This is a genomic window from Cohnella rhizosphaerae (assembly GCF_029525575.1).
Classification (GTDB): domain Bacteria; phylum Bacillota; class Bacilli; order Paenibacillales; family Paenibacillaceae; genus Cohnella; species Cohnella rhizosphaerae.
In genome coordinates this window covers 606917-632316 of the sequence record NZ_JAPDIA010000007.1, presented here as the reverse complement: position 1 = coordinate 632316, position 25400 = coordinate 606917, and the positions used below count along the sequence as shown (strand labels likewise).

The following is a 25400-nucleotide window of genomic DNA, read 5'->3' as shown; positions in this document are numbered from 1 at the left end:
AAGCGTGCCGCTTAGCTCATAGCGGCCGTCCGCCAGCTGCTGGATCAGCGGACGGCCGTCCTCGTCGCGCTGCTGCCTCCGTTCGCCGACGATGCGCGCGATGATGTCGCGGATCGTGACGATGCCCGAAGTTCCGCCGTACTCGTCGAGCAGCACCGCCATATGGATGTCCTTTTTTTTGCATGAGCAAGAGAATCTCCTGTACCGACACGGTATCCAGCAGCTGCAGCACGGGCTCGATATAAGGCTTGACCGGCATATCCGGCTCTCCCGGGTGGCGAATGTACGCGGTGAGCAGCTCCTTGTAATCGATCAGTCCCACGACCGAATCCTTGTCGCCGCCCTTCGTGACCGGGTACAGATCATAGGCGTCCAACGAGGTACGGGCCACGACCTCCTGCACCGTCTCGCGCTCGTCGATAAACGCCACGTCGCGCCGCGGGATCATGATCCCTTTGGCCACCATGTCGTCCAGCTCGAAAATGTTCGTGACGTAGCGGAATTCGGACGAGTTGATAATCCCGCTCTTGTAGCCCTCGGACAGGATCAGGCGCAGCTCGGCCTCGGTGCGGGTGTTGTCCGTCTCGGAGAGCGGCTTCATCCCGAACAGACCCGTGAGCAGCCGCGCCGACCGGTTGAGCAGCCAGCTGAACGGATAGGTGAGCTTGAAAAAAATCATGAGCGGCCTTGCCAGCGCGAGCGCGAGCGATTCGGCCTTCTGGATCGCCACGATCTTGGGCAGCAGTTCGCCGACGACGACCTCCAGGAAGGTGAGGATCAGGAACGCGATCACGAAGGACACGATCGTCTCCACCGACTCCGGCAGCGGGAAAAGTCCGAATACGGGGCTGAGCAAATGCTCCACCGTCGATTCGCCCAGCCAGCCGAGCGCCAGGTTGGTCAGCGTATTGCCCAACTGGCACGCCGACAGGTATTCGTCCAGCCTCGCCACGATCTGCTTGACCGCCGACGCCTTCTTGTTGCCTTCGGCGACCAACTGCTCGATCCGGCTCATCCTCGCCCGAATGACCGCATACTCCGCGGCCACGAAAAACGCCGTGCACCCGATGAGCGCCAGCACGATTATCGTATTGATCATCCGCGCGTCTCTCCCTTCCGTGCTCGCTCCGTCGTTTCCAATGGTATATTGTACCCGGAACGCGGCGAATCGAAAGAAAGGTTACGTATATATGATGTTCGGACTCCAGTACGTCGTGTCGAAGCTGTTGTTCCCGTTCTTGTCCAGCATGAAGTAGAGCACGTCGCCCGCCGTCACGCTGACGGTCAGCGAATGGCCGACGCCGGTCGCGTCGTTGTAAGCGATCGCCTGCCAGCCGCTCGCCGGCCATAGCTGGGCAGCGTTCTTCAAGATCTTGATCCGCACGCCGTCCCCGCCGTTCGTATCCTGCTTTCGCGCGTTCCCCGTGACGCGCACCGTGCCCGATGCCGGGGCGGTCCAGGCCCGTACCGTGCCGTCGGCGTCCGGGTGCATCAGGCCGCCGTCGTGAATGATATTCCACGCGTTCGTGCCCCGCCACGTCTTGTCCGTCGCGTTCCAGGCCATGCTCGTATAGGGAGCGGCATTGCCCTGCAGATAGTGCCAGTTCCAGCCGCCCTGATACGTCAGGAAGTCGGTGGATGCGTTAAGCACCGGTTTGTAGGTAATCATCGCGTCCAGCACGGTCGTGTCGTAGCTGTCGGTGCCGTTCTTGTTGACGACGATATAAACGTAATCGCCTGCGGCGACGTTTGCGATGACGCCGAACTGCACGCCGAGCCGATCGGTCGCCCCGATCGGCTGCCAGCCGCCGGACGGCCATAGCTGGGTGCCGTTTTTCATGATTTTGATCCGCACGCCGTCGCCGCCGCCCGTATCCCACTTGGCCGCCGTGCCCTTGATCATGACCGTGCCCGTACTCGGCGCCAGCCATGCTTTGACGGCGTCATTGCTCTCCGGATGGACGAAGTTCGGCCCCCACATGCCGATGTACGAGCCCGTTCCCTTCCATTTGCGGTCCGCCGCGCTCCACGTCATATTGGCGTAGCCGCTGCCGTTCCATTCCTTGTAGTACCACTGATTCGCACCCTGTACGGAGGAAAAGTCCAGCCCGCCGACATACGTATCGACCGGCGCGGTAGAGCGCCTGACGACGACGTTTTTCACGTAATTGTTGACGTTAAACGGCTTGTCGCCCAGATCGGTCAAATATTGTCCGTCGATCGATACGTCCTCGAACAAAATGTCGCTGACAGGCTTGCCCAGGTCCCAGCCCCACAGCCGAATCTCCTTCGAGCCGGTGCCGACGGCCGTAATGTTCCGGAACGTCACGCCGCTGATGAGCCCGGGGAAGGACTGGTTGCCCGGCAGCGAGCCGAACCAGAAGCTGTCCGCGAACGAGAGATTAATGAGCCTGACGCTCTGCTCGACCCGGATGTCCTGGTACAGAATGTTGCGGAACTGCGTGCCGTTCAAGGCGGTGATATCCATCACGGCCCGGTCCTGGATGACCCCGTGATTGTCGCGGTCGTCATAGCTGTACAGGACATCGTTGTTCAAATACTTGATGTTCTCGTAATAGGCGGCCTGCGTCTCCGCGCCGAGCGCCCATACGTCGTTGGCATCGCTCCAGAATTGACTGTTCTGGATGGTGATATTGTAGTTGGGCGCCCCGCTCGCCGGATTATCGCTTGCGTTGTAGCCAGGCGTGACGACGCCTTTGATCGCGATGCAGTCGTCGGCGGTCCGAAAGAAAGAGCGGTCGATCGTCACGTCGTGGGAATTGACGAGATTCAGTCCGTCCGTACTCGCATAAGTCGGGCTGACAACCTTATAATCGGTGACGCTGACCTGGCTGCTGTTGTCCATCAGGCTCGACCAGGCACCGATCCGCCGGTCCACGATGATGCCGCTCATCTGCACGTTCGTACTCGACAGGATGCTGATCGGCTGATTCAGATAAGTCGACGTATAATTCATGCTGACGATGCCGCGGCCCCGGATCGCGACATTCGAGGCGCCGCGCACTTCGATATGCCCGTTCAAGAATGCGCCGCCGGCGATGTACAACGTCTTGCCCGAACCGACCACGATCGTCGTCGTCGGCGTGGAGGAATAGTCGTAATAGCCTGGGCCGATGTAGATGACGTTCGGATCGGACGGGCTCGGCACGCTCGTGTCCGGTGCGCTGGCGAACAGATGGAGCGTGCGTCCTTGGTAGTTCCCGTCCAAAATAAGCGATACGTTGGTTGGACCGTTCAGCGTGAACTGTATGGTGTTCCCGCTTCGGGTCGAGGCCAGGCCGAGGGAGGCGGGCGCAAGTTTATAGGATGAAAAAGAAAAGTTGACCGTCACGGACACGGTGATGGAGCCGGTCATGTCGAAGTACCCGTACGATACCTTGTTGCCCCAGCCGTTGTTGTCTCCGTACAGATCGATGGCGCTGCTGCCGGCTGCGACCGCGAAGTCGGAAGAGCGGGGAGCGCCGGCGGGCGCCGCATAGGCGGTGACCGTCCCGGCGGCGAGCGTCTTCGGGACGCCGAAGGATAGAGGGGCGATGAGCAAAGCAGCCGCGATCAGAAGACGAACCACATTCAAACCGATGTTTCGCATATAGATTGACCTCCCAAAATAGAGTCTAGCCATCGTTGTGAAGCGCTTTCAAATTTGCTTGGTGCTTGGAATGGAACCGCCAGCCGCCCCTCCCTTCGCGCGAAGGGGGATAACGACGCGAATCAGCCGCTCCCCTCCGAAGATGCCCTTCCGCTCGACGTCAGTCGGCCGATATGACTAGCGTACCGCCCTCCGGCTTCACGCGGAAAAATACGGGCCGCTCGTCCGGCGTCCGGTTCGGGCAATGCAGCGCAAGCGTCAGCCGCCCCTCCAGGTCCGCGAACAGCATGCCGTGCCCGCCGTCCCGGCGGAAGAACGGCAGCTTCTCCTGAATCCAAGGCCCTTCGATCTCTCCGGACGCAGACTTGGCGACGCCGACCGCATATCCTTCGTCGCCGTGACTCGACCAGAGCATCCACAGCTCCTGCTCCGCCGGACGGAACAGGAACGGCCCGTCCGTCACGAAGCCGCGCGCTTCCTCCTGCCCCGAAACTTCGTATACCGCGCTTCGCACCCACGGCGCCTCCGTCGCGGCGAACAGCTTGACCGGCTCTCCCGCCGTCGCGGTCAGATCAGCGCTCAGCCGAAGGGCGTACATCTCGCCGTCCGTCACCTGCAGCCACTCCCGGCAGAATACGATCCACGGATCGCCCTGCCGGTCCACATACAAGGTGCCGTCCAGGCATTCCCAGTCCGGCGGCGTCGCCGGCCGGTCGGACAAGGGCCTGAACGGGCCGAGCGGCCCGTTCGCGGCCAGAATCTGCGTCGCGCGCCGCCGTCCGGGCGCCTTGAAGCTGGCGAACATATAGTACATGCCCCGCCAGCAATGAACCTCGGGCGCCCAGAAGTTCTCGGTGCCCCAGAACCCGGTCTCGGGCCGGAACGCCGGGAACGGCCCCTCCCAATGCGCCAGATCGCGGCTGCGGTAGACGTCGAAGCCGGTGCCCGGGCCCGACCAGGCATTGCGGTCGGTCGTCCCGTACAGATAGTACAAGCCCTCTTCCGGCACCGTGACGACGAACGGATCGCGGATTTGAATATCGCTTCTGCGCAGCATATCGGCCACTCCCTCCTTATCCGTCAACCTGCCCAAATTCCAGCACGAACGCTTCGATGCCCTTGCCGCAATCCTCGACCCTGAACCGTACGGTTCCGGCTTCGCGATCCTCCTCCCAGACGATCGGCACATCATCTCCCGGCAGCCGCTTGCAGGCGGCGCTAATCGTACGGCCCGGCGGCAGCGGCGCCTCCACGACCATGTCGGCGATCGAGGCCGCCATCATGCAGCGTTCGCCATAGGTGACAAGGCAACTGCTATGCAGCGCCAACGCCGCGTAGAAGCCCGCCAGCGATCCCGACCCGTACGTCCGGTAGAACACCCGGCGATCCGGATCGATATGCAGCGCCATGTCCGCCTGAACCGGCGCGTTCGCATAGACGTTCCAGGCCGCCCGCATGCGCGCGAAGTCGGCGTCGCCGATCCTCTCCTTCGTGTCGAACCCGTCCAGATGGTAGGTGACCGGCACGCCGAAGGTCGGCGACACCATCCAATACTCGGCGGACCGGGTTCGCGCGCTCGGCCAGCCGTCCACGTCGATCAGCACGCCGGGCAGCATCTTGTTCACGAGCGCGGCCCGGCGGTACCACGGATCGGGCGATTCCGGCACGACGGGGAACAGATCGTTCAGCCGCTGCGCGGGCGCCCACGGCTGCAGGTAAGGCTCCGCCCCGCTGAGCGTCAGAAGCGCATCCGCCTTGACCGCAGCCGCCTCCGTGCCGATGAACCGGACGAGCTCGTACCAGAGCTTTTCGCCGATGCCCCATTCGTAATTGTCGATCGCATGCTTGCCGCCGACCGGACCGTAGTAGTTCATGTCGATCTTGAAGCCGTCGGCATTCACGCCGCCGGCCTCGTCCGACAGCAGGTAACGCACGACGCTTCGAATATGCGCCTGCACGTCCTTGCGCGAGCAGTCGAGCAGGTAGACGTAGTCGTAGATCTCGGTGTTCGTCACGCGGGCCGGCGCCCCGTCCAGGTCCTTCACCAGCCAAGCCGGATGCTCGCGAACGATGGCGGACGTCTTGGACACCCACAGGGGCGTGTACCAGAGCACGACCTTATGCCCTCGCGCTTGGATCGACGCGATCAGCCTTCGGAACGAAGCGGCGTCGCCGAACCGCTGCGGATGCACGCCGTATTCCCCGTAATAGTCGAACCAGTGCGAATCGACGATCAGCGTAAACGGATGGCCGCCCGTCTTCTCCTCCAGGCGTACGACCCAGTCCATCAGCGCGTCCGCCGTCAGCGGATTGCGCTCGAAGTCGCAGCTTTGCTCCAGATACTCCTGCTGCCCCCAGGTGCAGAAGATCGGCCGGCTCCACCAATCGAACCATTCGCCCCCTTCCCGCAGGTATCCGTTGTCCCTGTAATACGCCACATACCTGTCGAGCACCGACGTTTCCGATTCGAGTCCGAAATGGAACTGCACCCGGGGGAATTTCCCTTCGTACGCGGCGCCGTAAAAATGGGTGAACGCGACATCGAAGCGGCCCTGCCTGAACGTCGCCGCCGTCTCGCGTACGGGAAGCGGGTCGGGCACGACGATGCCCCACCACGGGCCGGCCTCCGCCCATTTATCCCGAAATGCCAGCGTCTTTGGCGCCGGACACGTCATCCAGATCCGCTCCAGCCCGCGGTCGAACTGCGATTCCTTGGCCGTCGCGCTGAAGGCGAATACGGCCGATTCGCCCGGCTGGAATACCCGGTTGTAATGGTCGGGCAGGAAGCCGCGAACGACGGAATCGACCAGCTCCGTACCGGCAAAATAGCGGATCTCGCCGTGCAGCGAGCTGGTTCCGTCGATCGTGTATTCCAGCCAGGACGCGCCCGCCGTCAGCTTGACGCGATAGCCGCAGTCCGGCAGCTCCCCCGAGCAGCGCACCGCCTTGTTGCGTCCATCCCGAGATCGGCAGCTTGAAACCGTCCAGTACCGGCCTCAAGCAGACCGCGTACGACTTTCCGCCCAGCGCGAGCGTCATGGTTTCGCCTTCGACCGCGATGCGGCTCCGCCGAGCCTGATGCGATAGCCTGCTCCTTTTTGTTCGAACACTTCGTCTTCTCCCCTTTATCCTTTGACGGAGCCTGCGGTCATGCCGTCGATGATGTAGCGCTGCAGCAATAGATACACGATAACGACCGGCGCCGAGACCAGCACGACGTTGGCGAAGATCAGGTTCCAGTCCGAGCTGTACGTGCCCAGGAAGTTGAAGATGGTCAGCGTCACCGTATAGTTGCGGGGGCTGTTCAGGAAGTAGATCGTAATGCCGAAGTCGTTCCAGACGCCCATGAACGAAATGATGATCAGCGTGACGGTCACCGGCCGCAGAAGCGGGAAAATAATCCCGAAGAACAGGCGGTACGGTCCGACCCCGTCCACGATGGCCGATTCGTCGATCTCGCGCGGAATGCTCTTGTAAAACCCGGTGTACAGGAAAGTGCCAAACGAGAAATTCGTCACCGCCAGCATGACAATGGCTGCCAGATACGTCTTGACATGGAGATAGTACGTGATGAAATAAGCGGGAATGATCTGCAGCGGGATCATCAGGCCGAGCAAAATGAGCAAATAGAGCAGGCCGGACATCCGCGTGTTTTTGCGCTGCAGCGTAAAGGCGGTCATCGAGCAGAGCACGATGAGCAGCGCCACGGTGGCGAACGTGACGAGCGCGCTGTTTTTCAGCCCGGTCAGCACGCCGCCGGCGTCGATCATCTCGGCATAGTTGGAGAGGAGGAACCACTTCCTCGGCAGCGCGAGGCTCATGGCCGCCGCGCCGGCTTTGTCCTTGAACGAATTGACGACGATAAAATAAAGCGGGACGACGACGAGCAAGCTGAGGAGCAGCCCGGCCGCCTCCGCGGCCCAGCGCGGCCGCTTGCGGCTCATAGCTCCACCTCCTTGCGTGCGATCAGCTTCCACGTCGGGAGCGTGATCGCGATGACGATCAGCGACAGCAGGATGCTCGCGGCCGCGCCTTCGCCCAGCCGTCCGCTGCCGAACGACTTGAACACCAGCGTGCCGAACACCTCCGTCGCCGAGCCGGGACCGCCCTGCGTCACGGCCTGCACGAGGTCGAACACTTTCAGCCCGCCGATCAGGTTGACGATGAGCGCATTGTTGAAGTAGGGGAGTACAAGCGGGAACGTAATCGATCGGAATTGCTGCCATTCGGAGGCGCCCTCGATATTGGCGCTTTCGTAGTAGTCCTTGGAGATCGACTGCAATCCCGCCAGCACGATCGCCATCGTGAAGCCCGACCACTTCCATGTCTCGATGCCGACGAGCGAATAGATGGCCAGATGCGGGTCGGTCAGCCAGTCCGGCGCGATCGCGCCGAGGCCGACGGCGTGCAGGAAGCGGTTGATCATTCCGTTCGTCGGATGCATCGCCGAGGTAAAGAAGACGCCGACCGCCACCGTGCTCAGTACCGCGGGCAGGAAGGCCACCGTGCGCAGATAGTTGGTCGCGCGCAGCTTGCGGTTGAGGAAGACGGCGAGCGCCGTGCCGATGCCGACCTTGAGCAGCGTCGTGGCGAAGGCGAAGACGAACGAATTGCGGATGGCAGCGCTCAGATAGTCGTCGGTGAGCACGTTGATATAGTTGGTCCAGCCCGTGAAGCGGATGTCCGAGAATGAAAAGCGGCCGATGTTCGCAAACGAGAGCACGCCCCCGAACAGCGACGGCACGAGGAAAAATACGGCGTACAGCAGCATGCCCGGCAGGATGAGCGTATACGTGTAAGGCTTGTTTTTAGTCGGTTTCATCTTGCTCCGCTCCTATTTGTGTAAGGCATCGCCCCTCCCGGGGAATGGAGAGAGGGGCGACCGGCTTTATTTCCAGTTCGGATCGTCTTTGGCCTTCGCGTTCTTGGCCGTTTCCTGATCGAGCGCCTGCGCCACCTGCTCAGCGGTCTTGCCTCCGGCGTAGTAATCCTGCATGAACTTGTCGAACGATCCGTACGGATACAGCTCTCCGTTGCCCTGCCAGTGCAGGATGCCCTTGCCGTCCTTCAGCGCCGCGTTCAGGTCGGCGATCGCCGGGGACAGCGCCACTTCCACCTTTTTGTTCAGGTAGATGCCCGGCTGCGCTTCGGCGAAAATTTGCTGCGCTTGCGCCGAGGCGATGAAGTCTACCGCGCGCTTGGCCAGATCGACGTCCTTCGCGGAGGTCGTCACCGACAAGGAGCCCGGCGGCGAGATGTTGACGTAGTTGTCGCCGTTGAGCGGGAACGGGAACGCGCCGATGTCGTTCACCTTATCCGGGAACTTCTTGATGATCTCGCCGATGAACCAGGTGCCGTTCACGTGCATCGCCGCCGTGCCGTCCGCGATCGCCTGCTGCGCGGAATCGTACGTATCGGACAGATACGACTTGTTGACGTAGCCTTTGTCGATCAGGTCCTTGGACTTCTTAATCGTGTCGATGAAGTTCGTCAGATCCGCGTAATGCTTCTTGTTCGTGTTCATGTCCTGCCAGAAGTCCGGGAACGACTTGCCGCTCTGCACGATATCCTGCGAGAAGCCGAAGTGCGGAACCGTCTGCAGCGTCCACGTATCCTTGCCGGCGTAGTAGACCGGCGTCTTGCCCGCTTCCTTGATCTTTTCGCACACCGCCAGGAACTCGTCCCATGTTTTCGGAACCGTCAGGTTCAGGTCGGCGAACACCTTCTTGTTGTAGAACACGCCCATCAAGGTCGTCGCGTCGATCGGCACGGAATAATACTTGCCTTTGTACTTGTAAACGCCGTCCAACGCGCTCTCGTCGTAATCCGCGTAGCTGGCGAGCCCCGTCAGATCGACGAGCTTGTCGAGCGCGTCGGCGTTCTGATCCATCCATTTCGGCCCGTAGTTTTGCAGCAGGTCCGGCAGGTCGTTGGTGGCGATCTTCGTCTTTAGCAGCTGCTCGCCCTGGCTGCCGCCGGCAATCTTCTGAATATCCAGCTTGAAGCCGAGCTCGGAGGCATGATCGCCGATGTACTTCTCCAGCGCTTGCCAGCCCGGCGTGTACCAGTCGCTGAACATGAGCAGCGACAGCGTCTTGACCTCCTGCGGTTTGCCGCCGGCCGAATCCGATGCCTGCGGCGTTTGGGAGGACGCCGAGGATGCCGGCGCCGTCGAGGTTGCCGGGGACGCGCCTTCGTTTTTTCCGTTCGCTCCGCACGCCGCCAGCGAGAACGCCATCGTCGCCGAGAGCGCGGACAGGAACAGTGCTTTTTTTATGCAGCCTCCGTTGTTGCATTTTTTGTTTCGCCCCTTGTCGGTTGTTTGTTTTGGCACTTTGAATATAGCGAAGATTCGGAGACGGAAGGATTGTATTTTTTTTTAAAAACGCTTTATTTTTATTAAATATCCGCGATATCCGCGCCAAAACTCGACAGAGAAGCAGACGCGCTGGGGAGATGACACGATGCACCGGCCGCTTCGGACCCGACTGAACAGCATCAAGATCAAGCTGTCCGCCGCGATTCTCCTGTTATTCGTCACGTTTATGTCCGTAACCGTATACATGTGGTACGCCAACTCCAAGTCCGATGCCGAGCGGCAGGCGGGACAGGCCGCGGCCGCTATGATCAACGTTTCGAGCGATAATCTGGAGACGTCGCTGCGCGACATCGACAAGATCGTGGCGCTGCTCTCCGTCGACACCGGCGAATACATGAACGATCTCGTGCGCAAGTATATCGAGCAGTACGACACGCTGGACAAGGTGGCGCTCATTCAGGCCGAGCGGGAGATTCAGGACTACCTGATCAACATCTCGATGTTCAAGCACTACCTGACCGGCGTCACCCTCTCCGATCTGTCGGGGCACACCATCGAGTACGGCGTGGCGACGCCTTACGAAGTGCTTCGTTCGCAGCCTTCGTTCGGCGAGCTGACAAGCATGACGAACGAAGCGCTGCTGCTGCCTCCCCGCCTGAATCCGCGCCTCGGCAGCAGCGCCGACCCGCAGAAGGGCAAAGTCATCACGATCGCCCGGCCGATTCGCAGCGGCGGACAAGCGATCGGCTTCGTCGCCGCGGACGTCGACTATGCGATCGTCGAGGACCTGTTCGCCACCAATATCCGCAACGCCGGCAATTTGCTCATCTTCAATAGGCGAACGGGCCAGCCCGTGCTCGACCGGCCCGAGCTCGGACTGGCGCCCGCCGATCTCGCCCGGCTCGCCTCGCATCTGGATGCCGACGGCGGCAGCTTCTACACCCGCTTGTCGACCGGCAGCATGTTCGCGGTGTATCGCACCTCCGCCTTCACCAACTGGACGACGATGGCGCTGATCCCCAAGGCGAATCTGCTCGCGGGCTCCTCCTCCACGCGCGACAAGATGCTGAACGTGTCGCTGCTGTTCTCCGCCGTGGCCGTCCTGCTCATCCTGTCCATGTCCTCGCTCCTTACCCGCAATCTGCTCCGGCTGGGGCGGGCGCTCAAGGAAGTCGCCAAAAACAATCTCGACGTCGCGATCGAGACCAAGTCGCAGGACGAGATCGGACAGCTTTACCACCAGTTCAATTCGATGACCCGCCGGATGAGCGGTCTCGTCGCCGAGGTCCGCTCGACCGAACGCGAACGCAGCCGGGCGGAGATGAAGGCGCTGCAGGCGCAGATCAATCCGCATTTCCTGCACAATACGCTCAATACGATCAAGTTCCTGTCGATCTTGCAGGGCGCCGACAACATCAAGCTGGTCGCCGAATCGCTGTCCGGTCTGATGCACGCGCAGATGGACGGACGGCCGTTCGTCAGCGTGGACGAGGAGCTGGATTGCCTGCGCAGCTACTTCAGCATTCAGAAATTTAGGTACAGCGACAAATTCGCGGTTCATATCGGTCCGGAGGAGGGCGTCGGCAAGCTGATGATGCCGAAGATGCTGCTTCAGCCGATCGCGGAGAACGCGCTGCTGCACGGCATCGCTCCGCTGAAGACGCAGGGGACGATTCAGATCAAGCTCTTCACGAGCGAGGCCCAGCTCAAGATTCGCGTTCAGGACAACGGCGTCGGCATGACTCCCGCGCAGCTGGCGGCGCTCGAAGCGCCTGTCGAACCGCACGGCGCAGCGGCGCATATCGGTCTCGCCAACGTCCGCTCCCGCATCCGCACGCTGTTCGGAGCGCCGTACGGCCTAAGCGTCTGGAGCGAGGCGCAGCGGTTTACGACGGTGGAGATATCCTTGCCGATATTGAACGAGGAGGAGGCGTTGCGCTATGTATAAAGCGCTGCTGGTAGACGACGAATTGCTCGTGCGGACGAATCTGAAGCTGATGTCGGACTGGCGGCAGCACGGCTTCGCGCTATGCGGCGAAGCCGCGAACGGCGCCGAAGCGCTGGCGCTGATCGAGCGCGAGCGACCCGATCTGATCGTCTCCGATCTGCGCATGCCCGTCATGGACGGCCTGCAGCTCTCGTCCGAGCTTGCGCGCCGCTATCCGGGCATCAAAATGATCGTGCTGAGCAACTACGACGACTTCGACTACGTGAAGGGCACGCTGCAGAACGGCGCCGTCGACTATTTGCTTAAGCACCGGCTGAACGCGTCCGCGCTGGCCGAGGCGCTCGCCAGCGTCAAGGCGCTGCTCGACGCCCGGCCGCAGGGGACGGACGGCGAGCGAACGGACGCGAACCAGCGGCTGGCGCTGCGCACCCGGTTCATCACCGAGTTGATCGCCGGGTTCTACCGCAGCCCCGAGGAGATCGGCCATCATATCCGCATGCTGGATTTGAAGCTGGATACGAAGCAGCTCATCCCCGTCATCCTCTCGATCGACGATTACCGGTCCCGGCAGTCCCGCGCGACGCTCAAGGCGGCCGAGCTGGAGCGCTTCTCCATTCTGAACATCGTCGAAGAGATCGCGGGGGGAGCTCGGCAACGGCGCGGTCGGCCACATCGGCGGCGACAGGTTCGTGCTTCTGTTCTCGTTCCCCAACGTCCGCAGCGAGACCGCGCTGTCGCTCGCCGTCGGCGAAGCGATCTCCCGCATCGCGAGCTGTCTGCGAACCTTCCTGAATCTCTCCGCCAGCTTCAGCATCGGGCCGACCTGCGCGACGCCCGCCCAGATCCCGCACAGCTACAAGCAGGCGGAAAAGCAGATGCAGGACCGTTTTCACCTGGGGAAAAACGTCGTGCTGCGAAGCGCGTCCATCGTGCAAGACAACGAAGCGTTGGCGGGGCTTGAGATCGGGACGGAGAAGGACATGCTCGCCTGTCTGAAAACGCGGAACGCCGCCGGCCTGCTCGCGATACTGGATCGCCTGTTCGAGCGCGTCAAGACGTCAGCGCTCAGCATGGCCGGCTCCCAGCTGCTGTTCAACGACCTGCTCAGCCTGCTGCACCGGGCCATCCGCGAGCATGGCCTGGAGCTGGGAGCGCTCTATGCGGACGCGGTTCCGCCGCACGAGCGGCTCGCCGCCTTCGAGACGCTGGAGGAGGTCAAGGCTTGGTTCCGTTCGCTGTTCGCGCGGTACTTCGAGCTGCTGCAGGCCGACGAAGGGGGACACTACTCCGGATATACCGCGGAGGCGATTCGTTATATCCGCAGCCATCTCGCGGACAGCATCTCGCTCACCGAGGTGGCGGAGCGGATCGGCATCAGCGGCGCTTACCTGAGCACCCTGTTTAAGAACGAGGTCAAAATCGGCTTCGCCGAATATTTGTCCGACGCCCGCCTCGAGCGGGCCAAGGCGTACTTGGAGGACGGGCGCGAGGACATGAAGGACATCGCCGCCTTGTGCGGCTTCAACAGCGCCAGCTATTTTTTCAAGACGTTCAAGAAGAAGACCGGCATGACGCCTTCGGAATTCGCGCGCGGCCGCAGGTCGACCTGAACGTGCGAAGCGAGGCATATGCGAGGGGGCGGGCGGGGCGTTGACTGCGGGCGTTGCAGAATAGCGCAAATTTGTACGCCTGTTGATTTACCAGTATCTAGGTCATGGTAGTGATAAATGGTGAGCCAAATAAACCACCCATTCGGGAGGCAAGGCAGCCAAGCTGATTAGTCGGTCAAACGCCGCAAAAGACAACCGTGCGCTGGGGTGAACCTGGCTATTTCCCTGCACATACACGTACTGAAGCAGCACGTATACGATCAAGGCGGTATATAATTGTCCGTAAACGGCATTCGGTGTCCTTCCAAATAGTTTGGGCACATTCAAATGCTGTTTAATCCATCGAAAAAATACTTCGATTTGCCACCGTTGTCGGTAGATTTCTGCAATTTTCTCCGCCGAGGGACGGTGCAAGTTGGTCACGAGAACAACCGGGTTGCCTTGGGGATCCTTTAGCTTCACGACCCGAAATCGATGGCGGGTCAAGCGCGCCTTTGTTCCGAGTTGGCAGGTCAAATCTTGCTCAATCGTATGTTTGTAGGGACGTTTTCGATCGCGATAAACAGGCTCATGCAGGAACGTGTTGTATCTCACCCGGATGACAAAATACTGCCGTTGCTCCTGCTCCATGTAGGTATCAAATTGCTTATGCTTTCCGTATGCACGATCCGCAACCAGAATGAAATTTGGGTCTGTTACCCTACTGCATATGGTCGAATCATGCTGTTTTCCCGTCGATTCCGTTACACGATGGAGTTCGCCGGTCTCTGTCAACAAAGATACGTGCAGCTTAATGCCGCTCTTCTCTCCTTTGGCCGATGGCGCCCAAGGCAGTCGATTGTGACCGGCGGAAATGGTCGTGGAATCGACCGCCAGCGGTTCTTTCGGAAGCCGAAGACGCCGGCGCGTGGAGCGATTGCATTTACGAATCAACAGATGAAGCAGTTGCTTAAAGACGCTGAACGGAACCTCTTTCGCTTTTTTGGAGATCGTAGAGTGATCCGCTTGGCGCAGCCCACAGGCGACCATCCGCTTTTCTCCGTCCCGATAGCCATCCCATTGCCCAAGCGCCGCTTCAGCAAGAAAAATAAAGAGCTCGTAGACTGTAAATTTCCTTGCTGTATCGACATAATTGGCCTGCTGTAACAGAGGTTGAATCTCTTCGTTAGGAATGAAGGATTGAAGAATAGGGGCGAACATTGTACGATAGTTCATGAGACCGTCTCACCTTCCGTAAGGTTTGTAGGGGTACAAACACTTTACAGGAATGAGCGGTCTTTTTTGCTACCATTTTTTTGATAATCAACAGGCGTACAAATTTGAGCTATAGCGGGGTGTATGCGAGGCGGCGGGCGGAGCACTGACTGCGGGCCTTGCGCATACGGAGATGGCGAACGAGGTCCGAACTGCGCTTCTTCACTGATCGCGATGAACCGCGAATTACGCATTTATGCGCCCCCGCTCACCGGACATTTCTTTACCGCCGCCCGCCAGATCTCCGATCCGACGCGGATCAACCCGCGCCATGCCGGGCTCTTTCGTCCCCCGCCCGCCGCGTCGCGCGGACATCAATTGCATCGATGCAGGACCGGCCGCCGCGGCCGGTCCTTTTCAATTTATGTCCGTATTCCGCTGATCGACGCGCGCCTACAATGGAGGCAGATCAGATTAGGTCCGCCAACGGACGGAAACGAGGTGCTTCGGATCATGGAGAAGGCGCTCACCGCATTGCCGATCCGAAAGGAAAAAAGCTATTGGTCCAGGCTTGGCGCGCGCATCGTCAAGCATCGGGCGATGTATGTGCTCGCGCTGCCGGGCGTACTGTTTTTTATTTTGTTCAAGCTCACCCCGCTGTGGGGTCTGCTGCTCGCGTTCAAGGACTACAATCCCTATTCGGGCTTCGCGGGCAGCGAGTGGGTGGGCTTCAAGCATTTTGCCGACCTGTTCGCCGACCGCAACTTCTACATCATGCTCCGCAACACGTTCGCCATCAACGTCTTCGGGCTCGTCTTCATGTTCCCGCTGCCCATCCTGCTCGCCCTCATGCTGAACGAGGTGCGGCACGGCGCCTTCAAGCGCTTCAACCAATCCATCGTTTACCTGCCGCACTTCCTGTCCTGGGTCGTCGTGGCGAGCATGACCTTTTTCGTCCTGTCCACCGACGTCGGCATCGTCAACAAGCTCATCGGCGAAGCCGGACACGAGCCGATCAGCTTCCTGTCCGAATCGAAGTATTTCTGGGGTCTCATCACGGCGCAGACGATGTGGAAGGAAGCCGGCTGGGGCACGATCATCTTCCTCGCCGCCATGGCGGGCGTCGATCCGCAGCGGTACGAAGCCGCGGTCGTCGACGGCGCAAGCCGTTTCCGCCAGATTTGGCACATCACGCTGCCCGCCATTCGCCCGACGATCCTCATCCTGCTCATCCTGCGCCTCGGCCAGATGGCCGACGTCGGTTTCGAGCAGATGCTCCTGATGATGAATCCGCTGGTCATGCAAGTGGCGGAGGTGTTCGACACGTACGCGTATACGCAGGGCATCCTGCGCGGACAGATCAGCACCGGCGTGACGGTCGGCATGTTCAAGGGCGTCGTCGGCTTCGTGCTCGTGATGACATCGAATTATATCGTCAAAAAATCCGGCCAGGAAGGCATCTACTGACCCGCCGGGAGGAGGCATACCGCCATGAGTTTCGTTTCGCGCAAAAAAGATGACGGCGTTCGATTGGATCAACTATACGCTGCTCGCCGTCATTTCCCTCGTCTGCGTATTCCCGTTCCTGTACGTGTTCAGCGTTTCGTTCACGGACCCTGAAGTGTACGTGCCGCTTCGTTTCTATCTTTTCCCGGAGAAATGGTCGCTGGCCGCCTATTCCTACATTTTGTCGACGGACAGCTTCGCCAACGCGCTGAAAAGCACGGTCTTCATCACCGCCGTCGGCACGGTGCTGAATCTGATCGTCACCTTCTCGCTCGCCTACGCGCTGACGAAGAAGGACGTGCCGGGACGCGGCCCCATGATGGGCTTCGTCATCTTCACGCTCGTCTTCAGCGCGGGCATCGTGCCGAACTACCTGCTGGTGCAAAACCTCGGGCTGCTGAACTCGTACTGGGCGCTCATCTGGCCGGTGCTGACCAACGCCTGGAGCCTGATCATCATCAAAAGCTTCCTCGAGTCGCTCCCTTCGGAGCTGGAGGATGCGGCACGTATCGACGGCTGCTCCGACATCGGCGTCTTCCTGCGCGTCGTCCTGCCGCTGTCCATGCCGGCGGTCGCGGCGTTCACGCTGTTTTTCGCCGTTTCCCACTGGAACACGTACTTCAACGCCCTCATCTATCTTTCCGACGCCAAAAAGTGGACGCTGCAGGTGCTCGTCAAAACGCTCGTTATCGACTCGGACAACGCCGGGATGGCCGGCGCCGGCGGCGACGAGCGCTCGGTCCCGCAGGAGACGATCCGCATGGCCTCCATCATGCTGGCGATGGCGCCGATCCTGCTCGTTTATCCGTTTCTGCAAAAGCACTTCGCGAAGGGCATCATGCTCGGCTCGGTGAAGGGCTGAATATTACGAACGCTGGAGGTCGATTTATTTTGGAAAACAACGAACGCGGCTGGTGGCACAAGCCCCAGCGCATCATACAGACGAATCTTCAGGTAAAGGACACGCATCTGATCGAGCCTCGCCGCCTGGCGCGCCAGATGAAGGAGCTCGGAGCGACCGCGCTCGTGTTCAACGTCGGCGGCATCTATGCCTGGTACCCTTCCGAGGTGGAGGGCCATCATGTCAACGAATATTTGCCGCAGGACTTCGATCTGCTGAAAGGGGTCGTAGACGCCTGCCACGATGAGGGCATCCGCTTCATCGCCCGCCTCGACTTCAGCAAAACGGACGACATCGTCTACCTGAAACGGCCGGGGTGGTTCGTGCGCAAGCCGGACGGACAGCCGGAGATCATCGGCGCGCACCGCCCCGGCGCATGGTCGCTTCTCATGAGCACCTGCCTCAACGCGGGCTACCGCAACGAAGACGTCGCCGTCCCGGTGCTGGACGAGGTGCTGTCGCGGTACGACGTGGACGCCGTTTTTTTTAACGCGCCGCACTTCCTCCCTTGCTGGTGCGGCATCTGCAAGCGCAAATACGAGCGGCTGTACGGCGTGCCGCTGCCGGCGGACCCGGCGTCCTTCGCGGCGGACTGGCCTTCGACGTGCATCCGGGACAACATGGACAAGATGTATCGCTTTATTAAGGGCAAGCGGCCGGAAGTCCAGATGATTCTGTACTACAACCTGTACAAGGACAACCTGTACGACCGTCTGCAGACGACCGATCTCTTATGCACGGAGCCGCAGGATGTCCTGTCGGAGGGTCACCGGAAGATTCCGGAGTTCTGGAAACCGGCGCTCAGCATCAAGCTCGGCCGCTCCGCGCACGACGTTCCCGCGCCGCTCGGCATCGTCCACTCCAGCCCGGGGATGGAGTGGCGGCACACCGGCCTGCCGCCGGCGGAATACCGGTTCTGGCTGTCGCAGATTCCGGCGCACGGGGGCAGCATCTGGCATTCGCTCACCGGCATCCCGGAGACGATCGGCGACAAGCGGATTTTGGAGACGGTCGCGGCGCTCAACCGCGACTTCGCCCAGGTGGAACCGTACATGGACGGCGCAGAGACGCTGGCGCAGGTCGCCCTTCTATGGACGGCGAACGCAGCTGCCGAAGGCTGGGCGGACGGCCTCATCAACCGCCAGATCCCGTTCGACGTGCTGCTCGAGGAGCAGGCGACGCCGGAGCGGTTGTCGCGCTACAAGGCGCTGATCGCGCCGGAGGGTCTGGCGCTGACCGAAGGCATGGCCGCCACGTTGGCCGGCTATGCCGCTGCAGGCGGTCACGTCATCGCCGAGGGCGATGCCGCCGACTATCCCGCGTGGCGGGACCTGCTCGGCGTTCGCGATCAAGGCGCAGCCGGCGAACTGCTGTCGGCCGCCTACCTGCGGTTCGAGGGCGCGGACAATCCGCTCCAGGCCGGGCTAGCGGACACGGAGCTGCTCGCGCTGCGGGGCGCCGTCTATTATGCTCAGCCGACGGCGGAGACCCGGGTGCTGGCGACGCTCGTCCCGCCGTTCGCGCCGCTCGAATGCGTGGGCGCGCCGCCCGAACGCGCGTCGCTGCCCGTGATCCGCACCGACCTGCCGCTGGCGCTGCATCGCCCGAGCGGACTCGGGGGCTTCCTGTACTTCCCGTTCTCGCTCAGCGGCATGCTCAACGAGTTCAAGCTCGGCGAGCATTACCAGCTGCTCGCCAACGCGATCGACCTGGCGCTGGGTGCGGATAAGCTCGTGGAAGTCACCAATTACCAGGGCCTGCAGCTCACGCTGTTCGAGCGGGACGAATACGTCTTGGTCCACCTGGTCAATGGCGCCGGCAGAAGGCCGCTCGCCACCAACCTCCCGCTGCACGATCTCTCGCTGAAGCTGCGGCTACCCGGCCGCCGCGTCGTCGGCGTGCGCAGGCTGATCGCGGAGGACGCGCTGTGTTATAGCGAGGAGGAAGGTGCTGCGGTTATCGACATTCCGAAGCTGGAGGTGTGGGAGTGTCTTCTAATTCGGACGGAGGAGGCCGGACGACCGTAGAACCGCAAAAACTGCTGTCATCCACAGAGCGCTTTACCCTTTCTTAAATTCTGGGCACTCTAATCATGTAGCCCATAGGTAGATGATTTCTTCTATGTTATAATTGAATTAATCTGTCTTGTGAGGTGGATAGCATGACAACAGCCGAAATGAAAAAGTACATTCGTGACATGGATGAGTACATTAAAAAAAATCAGTGCCGAACCGCGTAAGGATTCCTTGGAGTTCTTACAAAAGGCAGGCATCGTTGATAAGGAAGGCAAGCTTACGCCACAATATCAAGAAAAATGATGTATTCCAATTTACCGAATTTTGTACTTGGCTTTCATGGCTGCGATAAAACCGTCGCTGATCAAATTTTGCTGCATAACGATAAAATGCGTTCCAGCGACAATGATTACGACTGGCTCGGTCCCGGCATTTACTTCTGGGAAAACAACCCTCAGCGTGCCATTGATTACGCTCAAATGCTAAAGGATTCCCCCGGCCGATCAAGAAAACCTATCCAAGAACCTGCTTCGGTTGGAGCTATTATTGATTTGGGACATTGCTTGAACTTATTGGAGCAGAGTTCGTTAGATGTTTTAAAAAGAGGCTACGAGATACTAAAAATCAAATTTGAAAACCTTGGTGCTCCAATGCCAGTTAATAAGTACGGAACCGGCAATGAAAGCAAGGACCTGCTAAGACGTTATTTGGACTGTGCCGTGATCCAAGCCGTACATGAATACAATAAAGAAACTGGACAAAATCCGTATGATTCAGTCCGAGGCGTATTTTTTGAAGGTAGGGAGCTATATCCAGGAGCGGGCTTCAAGGAGAAAAATCATATTCAAATTTGCGTCTTGAACCCGAATTGCATAAAGGGTTACTTCAAACCCATGGAACCTGTAGAAGGATTTGAGATTCCTTAAGACGATTAAAAGCCACTTCCTTTGAAATGGCTTTTAATTTTGCTCTTTTTTCGAGTGCTTTGTGGAAATTCCCCCTCTTGCGGCAACCGCTTAGCGCAGCGACATCCTGTACTGCTTCGGCGACATGGACAGATGCCGCTGGAACGCGCGGTTCAGATTGCGTTCGGAGTAGCCGATCAACTCGGCGATCTCGGCCACGCTGTGATTCGTTTCCTCCAGCAGCTTTTTCGCGCGATCGACCTTGTACTTCATCAGGTACTCGATAAACGTCATCCCCGCCTCCTGCTTGAACAGCCGGCTCAGGTAGGACGGACTCATGCTCACGTATTCGGCGCATTCGATCAGCGATGGCATGCCCTGATGCGTCTCGATATAGGCGCACACCCGCTGCACGGCGATCCGCGTCGCGTTCGCCCGGCTCTCCTCGGTGATCTGCCGGTGCATCGGGAACAGAAAATCCACGAACCACTCCTGCACCTCGCGATACGTCTGCCTCGCCTTGAGCTGCTCGAACAGATTGTCCCCGAGATTGTCCAGCACGCCGTAGCCCATCTCCTCGAGCGATTGAATGATGGACGACAGCAGAATGTGGTAGCAATGCATCGCCGTATTGTACGATTCGGACAACCGAATGCGCTCGTAAAAACGTCCCAGAGAAGCCTCCGCCAGCCCGAGCTCTCCTTGCAGCAGATGCTCCGTAATCTCCAGCTCAAGCTCCTTCGGATAATTGAACGTCGTCAGCTTGCCCGACGGTTCGGGCAGCGCGTCGTAGCGGAAGATCCGGCGATGCTCGTCGAAAAGGCGATGCTGCAGCGCGGCCCCCCGCCTCCCGATACGATTCGGCCAGCCGATGAAGACCGTGGCGCACGCCGCCGATGCCGACCGATACGGTGAACGACAGGTGCGTCTTCAGCGCCTCGCACACGCGCTCCGCATAGTCGTCCAGCATGCAGGCAGCCTCTTCCTCGCTGACGTGCGCTTCCCAACCAAGGACGGCGACGGCTTCTTTGTCTTCCTTGCCCACCACGTAGCCGCTTGAAAAGGGGCCGCCTTGCAGCAGTTCCTGCATGACGTTTTTTACCGCAAACACGATGATCGGTCCTTCGCTGGGCAGAAACCGCTTTTCCTTGAACAGGTTCTCGGTCCGTACGATAAGCGCCGCGAATCCGCCGGCCGCAGACATGCCGTACGCCTGCGCCTCCGTCTCGACCGCTTGCGGCCGGGGCGGCGCGGACGCCGTCAGCAGCTTCAGCACGAAGCGCTCGCGCAGATCCGGCTGAAGCCGCTCGATATACGCGCGCAGCGATTCGGCCTGGTCGTTCAGATAGGCAAGACTCGATCGGATATAGCCGATCTCGTTGCCCCCGCCTGCCGTGCCCGGACCGTGCCGCAGCTGCCGGCCGTACAGGATAAGCTTGTCGATCGGACTGTAAGCGAATTTGGACGATGCGACCGTCAGCACGATGCCGAAAACCAAAATGACGAGCACCGAACCCAGAACGAACAAGCGCATCCAATTGAGCTGGCCGGCGATCGCGCGCTCCGGCAGCATCGAGATATAGGTCCGCCCGAGCGCCGTCTTGTACGTCGCCGTCAGCACCTTCCCGCCGTCCGCTTCTCCCATGACGAATTGTCCCTCGCCGCCGCTGCCGGGCAGCACGCTCCGGAACAGCGCGACCGAGTCGGCTTGCTTGCCCATCAGTGCCGCGTCCGAAGAATGCAGCAAAATCGTGCCGTCCGCATCCACGACGGCATACGACTCGTCGCTCCCCGACATGCCCGACTGGAAAAGCTGTCTGCCCAGATCCGCCGCCTTGAGCTCGTAGATCAGCGCGCCCATCGGCCGGCCGTTCCGCATGACCGGCAGTTGGCGAACGTACGAGATATAGCCGGTGCTCGCATAAGCGGGCAGGTAGGTCCAGCCTTCGGTTCGCGCCCCCCTTCAGGACTGCCGCAATGTTATCGCGCTCGGGCGAGTCCTCGAGCGTCGTCTTCCCGTAGCCGTTGGACAGCACCGTATCCGACGCGCCGGCGTAATAGACGATATCCTGTACGAGGCTGCTCGCGTTTTTTTGCACGGTCATCAAGTCGAGAAGGTTCTGTTGGATCACGTACTGCTCGGCGAAGCCCGGCCTGCCCAGCCAGGAGCGGATCGTGGCGTTCGCGGCGAGCTGCATCGACTGATACTCGATGTCCGTCATCGCGTTTTCCGTTCGCTCCTGAAGCAGCGTCAGCGAGGTGCGGCTGTCCGCCTGGAACTGCTCTTCGATCTTGTTGACGGAGTACCGGTAATACGCGAGGCCCAGGATCAGGATCGGCACCGTCACGGAGACGCATCCCAGCCACACGAGTCTTCGGAAATAATTCGATCGCGGAAAAGCCCGGTAGGCGGCTTGGCGGACTTTGTTCAGCAAGCTGCTTCATGAGGACCTCCCTCGGAACGGCGGTTGGGGCGCGATAGACAAGGAAGGCAACCGGCTGTCGGGCCGGTCACCTTCCGACTTGCTGCGTACTGCCTTGCCGCGTTTACGGATTCATCGCCTTGTAGTTCTCGGCGAATTCTTTATACGCTTTTTTGGCTTCCGGCAGGTTGTTGATCTTGTCGACGAACTGCTTGTATTGCTCCATCGTGATCTGGCCGACGATCGCCTGCGTCACCATGGACTTCCACTCGTTCTGGTACTTCGCCCAGACGTCGTTCCAGGTGTCGGAGATCAGGTAAGCGAACGGGTCGATGCTGCCGATCTCGCCGAAGTTTTGCACCTCCGCGATCTTGGCGTCGTTGTAAGCTTTGTCGCCCGACGCGCTGATGACCTTGCCCCACTTCTGGGTAGCCAGCACGCCCGCGTTTTTGCTCGTCGTGTTGACTTCCTTCACGCCCTGCTCGGTCAGCACCTTCTGGCCGCCTTCGACCGTATGGTGTACGCCCTCGACGCCGTAGTAAGCGAGATCCGTCATCTCCGTCGAAGCCGACTTCTCGAAGTAATCGAGCAGCTTCCATACCTTCTCCTCCGGCACCTTCTTGGAAATGAGGAAGCTGCCGGTGCCGCCGAGCGTCAGGTTGACCGCGTACGCCTTCGGTCCCTTAAGCGTCAGATTGATGATTTTGGCGTCGGGCTGGCCGTTTTTCTTGATCAGGTCCTCCCACTCCTTGTCCCACCAGATGCTGCGGGTATAGGAGGCCGCGCGGCCGGTCGTGAACAGATCCTGGGCCTGCGTGCGCTTCATGACGGAAAATTCCTTGGACAGGGCGCCCATCTCGTACATTTTTCGGAAGTAGGCGATGGCGTCCGTGTAGCCCGGATTCAGGTTCGTGTAAATGAGCCCGCCTTCGTCGTTGTAAGTCGGCTCCATCGCCCCGAACGCCGACGCGAAGGATGCGTCGCCGTCGCTGATGATGACGCCGCCGCCGATCAGGCCGAGCGTGTCCGCGCGCCCGTTGCCGTCCGGATCGCCCTTCGTGATCTTGACCAGCGCGTCCGCGTACTCGTCCAGCGTCGTCGGTACCGGAATGTTCAGCTTATCCAGCCAATCCTTGCGGATCTTGATGCCCGGGTCGATCTGCGAACGGGAACCGGGCAGCGAATAAATTTTGCCGTCGATCGTCCGGTATTTATAAGCATTTTCCGGCACGTTGTTCTTCAGGTTCGGATACTTGCTGAAATCGCCGAGGAACGGCGTCAGATCCCAGAACGCGCCGCCCTTGATCGCGTTGATCAGCGTCGGCCGCTTGAAGTCGGGCGCCGCCAGCACCTCCGGCAGCTGCGCCGACGCCAGCAGCAGGTCAAGCTTCGTGTCGAGGTCGCCCGACGGCACCCACTCGACGTTCAGCTTCGTGTTCGTCCGCTTCTGCCATTCGGTCCAGAAGGCGTCGTTCATGTCGGGCACTTCATTGTAGAGTCCGGCGAACATCTGGATGGAAAGCGGCTCGCCGCCCTCCGTCTTTCCGGCTCCCTGGGAGCTCGCCTGCGTTGCGCCGCTACTCCCGGTACTGCCGCCGCTGCTGCCGGTCGGAGACGCGTTATTGTTCCCGTTTCCGCCGCACGCCGCCGTACCTGCAATCGCTGTCATAAGTACGGTTGCCAACCAAGCCCTCTTTATCATCGGCTTCATCCTACCAAGTCCTCCCCCGGATTAAAATGATCGGCGCTAGCCTCGCTGTCGCCTGAATCTGTCGCTGCCATCTCATCGTAAGTCCGATCTCCGAGGCGCGGTAGGGACATTACTTGATTCGGGACGACCGAAAGAAATGTCCGCCGAAAACCCAGGCAGGGCAAGGCTTGCGGGCTGCGGCCGCGGCGTTCGGGTAAGAAAAGTCCGGTCGAAAAACGGCGCGCTAGCCGTCCGCGCGAACGCTCATGCGGGCGACGAATTCCTTCGGCGAGCACCGGTTGAACCGCTTGAACAGCTTGTAAAACTGCGCGATGCTCGGCACGCCGGCTTGAAGCGCGGCCTCCGCGATGCTGATATCGCGCGTCAGCAGCAGACGCTCCGCCATCTTGATTCGCTTGCGGTTGACATAATCGACGAACGAGCAGCCCATCGCCGAACGGAAGTAGCGGATGAAATAATGATAGCTGAAATTGAGCAGCCGGCTGACTTCTTCGACGGTGATCCGTTCGTGCAGATGACGGTCGACATAGTCCAGCGCCGGCCGCAGCCGCTGGAGTTCCCGCTCCGCGGAAGCAGGCAGCAGCCCTTCGTCGTCGTGCCGGACGAACAGCCAGAGCAGCCGCTGGATCGCGGAGCCGAGCGCCAGCGCGTAGCCGCGGGCGCGTCCGCTGTATTCTTCGTACATATGCGCGATCAAATCGTATATCTCGCGCCGAACCTCCGGCTTGTCGCGAAGCAGGCCGTTCAGCCGTTCGAGCGACGCGGCTCCGTCCCCCAGGCCGTACAGATAAGGCAGCGCGACGCTCTCCATATGACGGCCGAGATCGACCTGCAGCACGACAAAGCGGACCGGCGAAGCGCCGACGCGATGCGTCCGGTGCAGCTGGGAGGCGCCGAAAAGCGCGACGTCTCCCGGCTCGAGACGCATGTAGCCGTCCTGCGTCTGCATCCCCATCCCGCCTTCGATCATCGCGAGCAGCTCCACTTCCTTGTGATGATGCCAGGGCCCGTACGCCTCCCGGGCGGGCGCCGGCGGGTTCATGCCGACCTCCCATATTTTCATGTACAGGAGCGGATGGCCATAGACCACGACCTCTTCCCGGACCGGTTCGCGAAAATCGTCCGCCAAATTTGTCAACGCTTACACCTCGCTCGGGGCACAGAAGTTTTTGGAGTCCCAAGTATAGCACACATGTCATTTTTGGAGAATAATCGGTCAGCTTTGGAACTATTCTTGCCGGAACGGCGAGGCCTATAA

The 25400-nt window shown here is 60.3% G+C and carries 18 protein-coding genes and 2 pseudogenes; 8 read left to right on the top strand and 12 right to left on the bottom strand.

Features of this window, described 5'->3' with window-relative positions:
- Positions 1-16: 16 nt before the first annotated feature.
- The 7 genes from OMP40_RS20750 to OMP40_RS20720 all read right to left on the bottom strand — a co-directional run bounded on the left by OMP40_RS20750 (position 17) and on the right by OMP40_RS20720 (position 9848).
- Positions 17-1099 carry a hemolysin family protein gene (locus tag OMP40_RS20750; RefSeq protein WP_277534211.1) on the bottom strand — a complete coding sequence of 361 codons (1083 nt, stop codon included), beginning with the start codon at positions 1097-1099 and terminating at the stop codon, positions 17-19.
- A gap of 81 nt (positions 1100-1180) precedes the next feature.
- Positions 1181-3610 carry a glycosyl hydrolase family 28 protein gene (locus OMP40_RS20745; protein WP_277534208.1) on the bottom strand — a complete coding sequence of 810 codons (2430 nt, stop codon included), beginning with the start codon at positions 3608-3610 and terminating at the stop codon, positions 1181-1183.
- Positions 3611-3770: 160 nt separating this feature from the next.
- The gene (locus OMP40_RS20740; protein ID WP_277534206.1) at positions 3771-4667 is read right to left on the bottom strand and encodes a glycoside hydrolase family 43 protein; all 897 of its coding nucleotides are present in this window, start codon (positions 4665-4667) and stop codon (positions 3771-3773) included.
- A 16-nt stretch (positions 4668-4683) separates the two neighbouring features.
- Entirely contained in the window at positions 4684-6552 is a 1869-nt protein-coding gene (locus tag OMP40_RS20735) for an alpha-galactosidase (RefSeq protein WP_277534205.1), read from the bottom strand.
- Positions 6553-6735: 183 nt separating this feature from the next.
- Positions 6736-7554: a carbohydrate ABC transporter permease gene (locus OMP40_RS20730; protein ID WP_277534203.1), complete on the bottom strand. Its 819-nt coding sequence runs from the start codon at positions 7552-7554 to the stop codon at positions 6736-6738.
- Complete coding sequence (locus tag OMP40_RS20725; RefSeq protein WP_277534201.1) at positions 7551-8432, bottom strand: carbohydrate ABC transporter permease; 882 nt, start codon at positions 8430-8432, stop codon at positions 7551-7553. The genes OMP40_RS20730 and OMP40_RS20725 overlap by 4 nt, the downstream gene beginning before the upstream one ends.
- Positions 8433-8498: 66 nt before the next feature.
- A complete protein-coding gene (locus OMP40_RS20720) occupies positions 8499-9848 on the bottom strand; it encodes an ABC transporter substrate-binding protein (RefSeq protein ID WP_277534199.1) in 1350 nt (449 codons plus the stop codon).
- Positions 9849-10074: 226 nt separating this feature from the next.
- On the opposite strand from OMP40_RS20720, the gene OMP40_RS20715 reads away from it, so the two are divergent.
- The 4 genes and pseudogenes from OMP40_RS20715 (at position 10075) to OMP40_RS20705 (ending at position 13487) form a co-directional block, all read left to right on the top strand.
- Positions 10075-11877, top strand: a complete 1803-nt coding sequence (locus OMP40_RS20715) for a cache domain-containing sensor histidine kinase (RefSeq protein WP_277534197.1) — start codon at positions 10075-10077, stop codon at positions 11875-11877.
- Positions 11870-12199: pseudogene (locus OMP40_RS42035) on the top strand (response regulator); the annotation flags it as partial. The gene OMP40_RS20715 and the pseudogene OMP40_RS42035, both read left to right, overlap by 8 nt.
- 367 nt (positions 12200-12566) lie before the next feature.
- Positions 12567-12689: pseudogene (locus OMP40_RS42030) on the top strand (hypothetical protein); the annotation flags it as partial.
- A 63-nt stretch (positions 12690-12752) separates the two neighbouring features.
- A complete protein-coding gene (locus OMP40_RS20705; protein ID WP_277534193.1) occupies positions 12753-13487 on the top strand; it encodes a helix-turn-helix transcriptional regulator in 735 nt (244 codons plus the stop codon).
- A 102-nt stretch (positions 13488-13589) separates the two neighbouring features.
- Here OMP40_RS20705 and OMP40_RS20700 read toward each other — a convergent pair whose 3' ends face one another.
- Positions 13590-14702: an IS4 family transposase gene (locus OMP40_RS20700; protein WP_277534191.1), complete on the bottom strand. Its 1113-nt coding sequence runs from the start codon at positions 14700-14702 to the stop codon at positions 13590-13592.
- A gap of 492 nt (positions 14703-15194) precedes the next feature.
- On the opposite strand from OMP40_RS20700, the gene OMP40_RS20695 reads away from it, so the two are divergent.
- The 4 genes from OMP40_RS20695 to OMP40_RS20680 all read left to right on the top strand — a co-directional run bounded on the left by OMP40_RS20695 (position 15195) and on the right by OMP40_RS20680 (position 20029).
- Positions 15195-16148: an ABC transporter permease gene (locus OMP40_RS20695; RefSeq protein WP_420872025.1), complete on the top strand. Its 954-nt coding sequence runs from the start codon at positions 15195-15197 to the stop codon at positions 16146-16148.
- A 49-nt stretch (positions 16149-16197) separates the two neighbouring features.
- Positions 16198-17049 (top strand): carbohydrate ABC transporter permease, encoded by an 852-nt coding sequence (locus OMP40_RS20690; RefSeq protein WP_277534189.1) that lies wholly within the window; start codon positions 16198-16200, stop codon positions 17047-17049.
- A gap of 29 nt (positions 17050-17078) precedes the next feature.
- Complete coding sequence (locus tag OMP40_RS20685) at positions 17079-19115, top strand: alpha-amylase family protein (RefSeq protein WP_277534188.1); 2037 nt, start codon at positions 17079-17081, stop codon at positions 19113-19115.
- 287 nt (positions 19116-19402) lie between these two features.
- Positions 19403-20029 carry a hypothetical protein gene (locus OMP40_RS20680; protein WP_277534186.1) on the top strand — a complete coding sequence of 209 codons (627 nt, stop codon included), beginning with the start codon at positions 19403-19405 and terminating at the stop codon, positions 20027-20029.
- Positions 20030-20119: 90 nt separating this feature from the next.
- On the opposite strand, the gene OMP40_RS20675 is transcribed toward OMP40_RS20680, so the two are convergent.
- The 4 genes from OMP40_RS20675 to OMP40_RS20660 form a co-directional block, all read right to left on the bottom strand.
- Positions 20120-20656: a helix-turn-helix domain-containing protein gene (locus OMP40_RS20675; protein WP_277534185.1), complete on the bottom strand. Its 537-nt coding sequence runs from the start codon at positions 20654-20656 to the stop codon at positions 20120-20122.
- Between the two features lie 82 nt (positions 20657-20738).
- Positions 20739-21869, bottom strand: a complete 1131-nt coding sequence (locus tag OMP40_RS20670; protein WP_277534183.1) for a CdaR family protein — start codon at positions 21867-21869, stop codon at positions 20739-20741.
- A gap of 686 nt (positions 21870-22555) precedes the next feature.
- On the bottom strand, positions 22556-24115 hold the full coding sequence (locus OMP40_RS20665; RefSeq protein WP_277534182.1) for a type 2 periplasmic-binding domain-containing protein: 1560 nt from the start codon (positions 24113-24115) through the stop codon (positions 22556-22558).
- Between the two features lie 250 nt (positions 24116-24365).
- Positions 24366-25280, bottom strand: coding sequence for a helix-turn-helix transcriptional regulator (locus OMP40_RS20660; protein WP_277534180.1), 915 nt, complete (start codon positions 25278-25280; stop codon positions 24366-24368).
- Positions 25281-25400: the final 120 nt, after the last annotated feature.

What these genes read in the sequence shown, in the direction of transcription:
- OMP40_RS20740 (WP_277534206.1), bottom strand. Translation starts at nt 4,667, where the DNA reads ATGCTGCGCAGAAGCGATATTCAAATCCGCGATCCGTTCGTCGTCACG.
- OMP40_RS20695 (WP_420872025.1), top strand. Translation starts at nt 15,195, where the DNA reads ATGGAGAAGGCGCTCACCGCATTGCCGATCCGAAAGGAAAAAAGCTAT.
- OMP40_RS20725 (WP_277534201.1), bottom strand. Translation starts at nt 8,432, where the DNA reads ATGAAACCGACTAAAAACAAGCCTTACACGTATACGCTCATCCTGCCG.
- OMP40_RS20705 (WP_277534193.1), top strand. Translation starts at nt 12,753, where the DNA reads ATGCAGGACCGTTTTCACCTGGGGAAAAACGTCGTGCTGCGAAGCGCG.
- OMP40_RS20670 (WP_277534183.1), bottom strand. Translation starts at nt 21,869, where the DNA reads ATGGGCGCGCTGATCTACGAGCTCAAGGCGGCGGATCTGGGCAGACAG.
- OMP40_RS20715 (WP_277534197.1), top strand. Translation starts at nt 10,075, where the DNA reads ATGCACCGGCCGCTTCGGACCCGACTGAACAGCATCAAGATCAAGCTG.
- OMP40_RS20690 (WP_277534189.1), top strand. Translation starts at nt 16,198, where the DNA reads ATGACGGCGTTCGATTGGATCAACTATACGCTGCTCGCCGTCATTTCC.
- OMP40_RS20750 (WP_277534211.1), bottom strand. Translation starts at nt 1,099, where the DNA reads ATGATCAATACGATAATCGTGCTGGCGCTCATCGGGTGCACGGCGTTT.
- OMP40_RS20730 (WP_277534203.1), bottom strand. Translation starts at nt 7,554, where the DNA reads ATGAGCCGCAAGCGGCCGCGCTGGGCCGCGGAGGCGGCCGGGCTGCTC.
- OMP40_RS20745 (WP_277534208.1), bottom strand. Translation starts at nt 3,610, where the DNA reads ATGCGAAACATCGGTTTGAATGTGGTTCGTCTTCTGATCGCGGCTGCT.
- OMP40_RS20680 (WP_277534186.1), top strand. Translation starts at nt 19,403, where the DNA reads ATGATGTATTCCAATTTACCGAATTTTGTACTTGGCTTTCATGGCTGC.
- OMP40_RS20700 (WP_277534191.1), bottom strand. Translation starts at nt 14,702, where the DNA reads ATGAACTATCGTACAATGTTCGCCCCTATTCTTCAATCCTTCATTCCT.
- OMP40_RS20720 (WP_277534199.1), bottom strand. Translation starts at nt 9,848, where the DNA reads ATGGCGTTCTCGCTGGCGGCGTGCGGAGCGAACGGAAAAAACGAAGGC.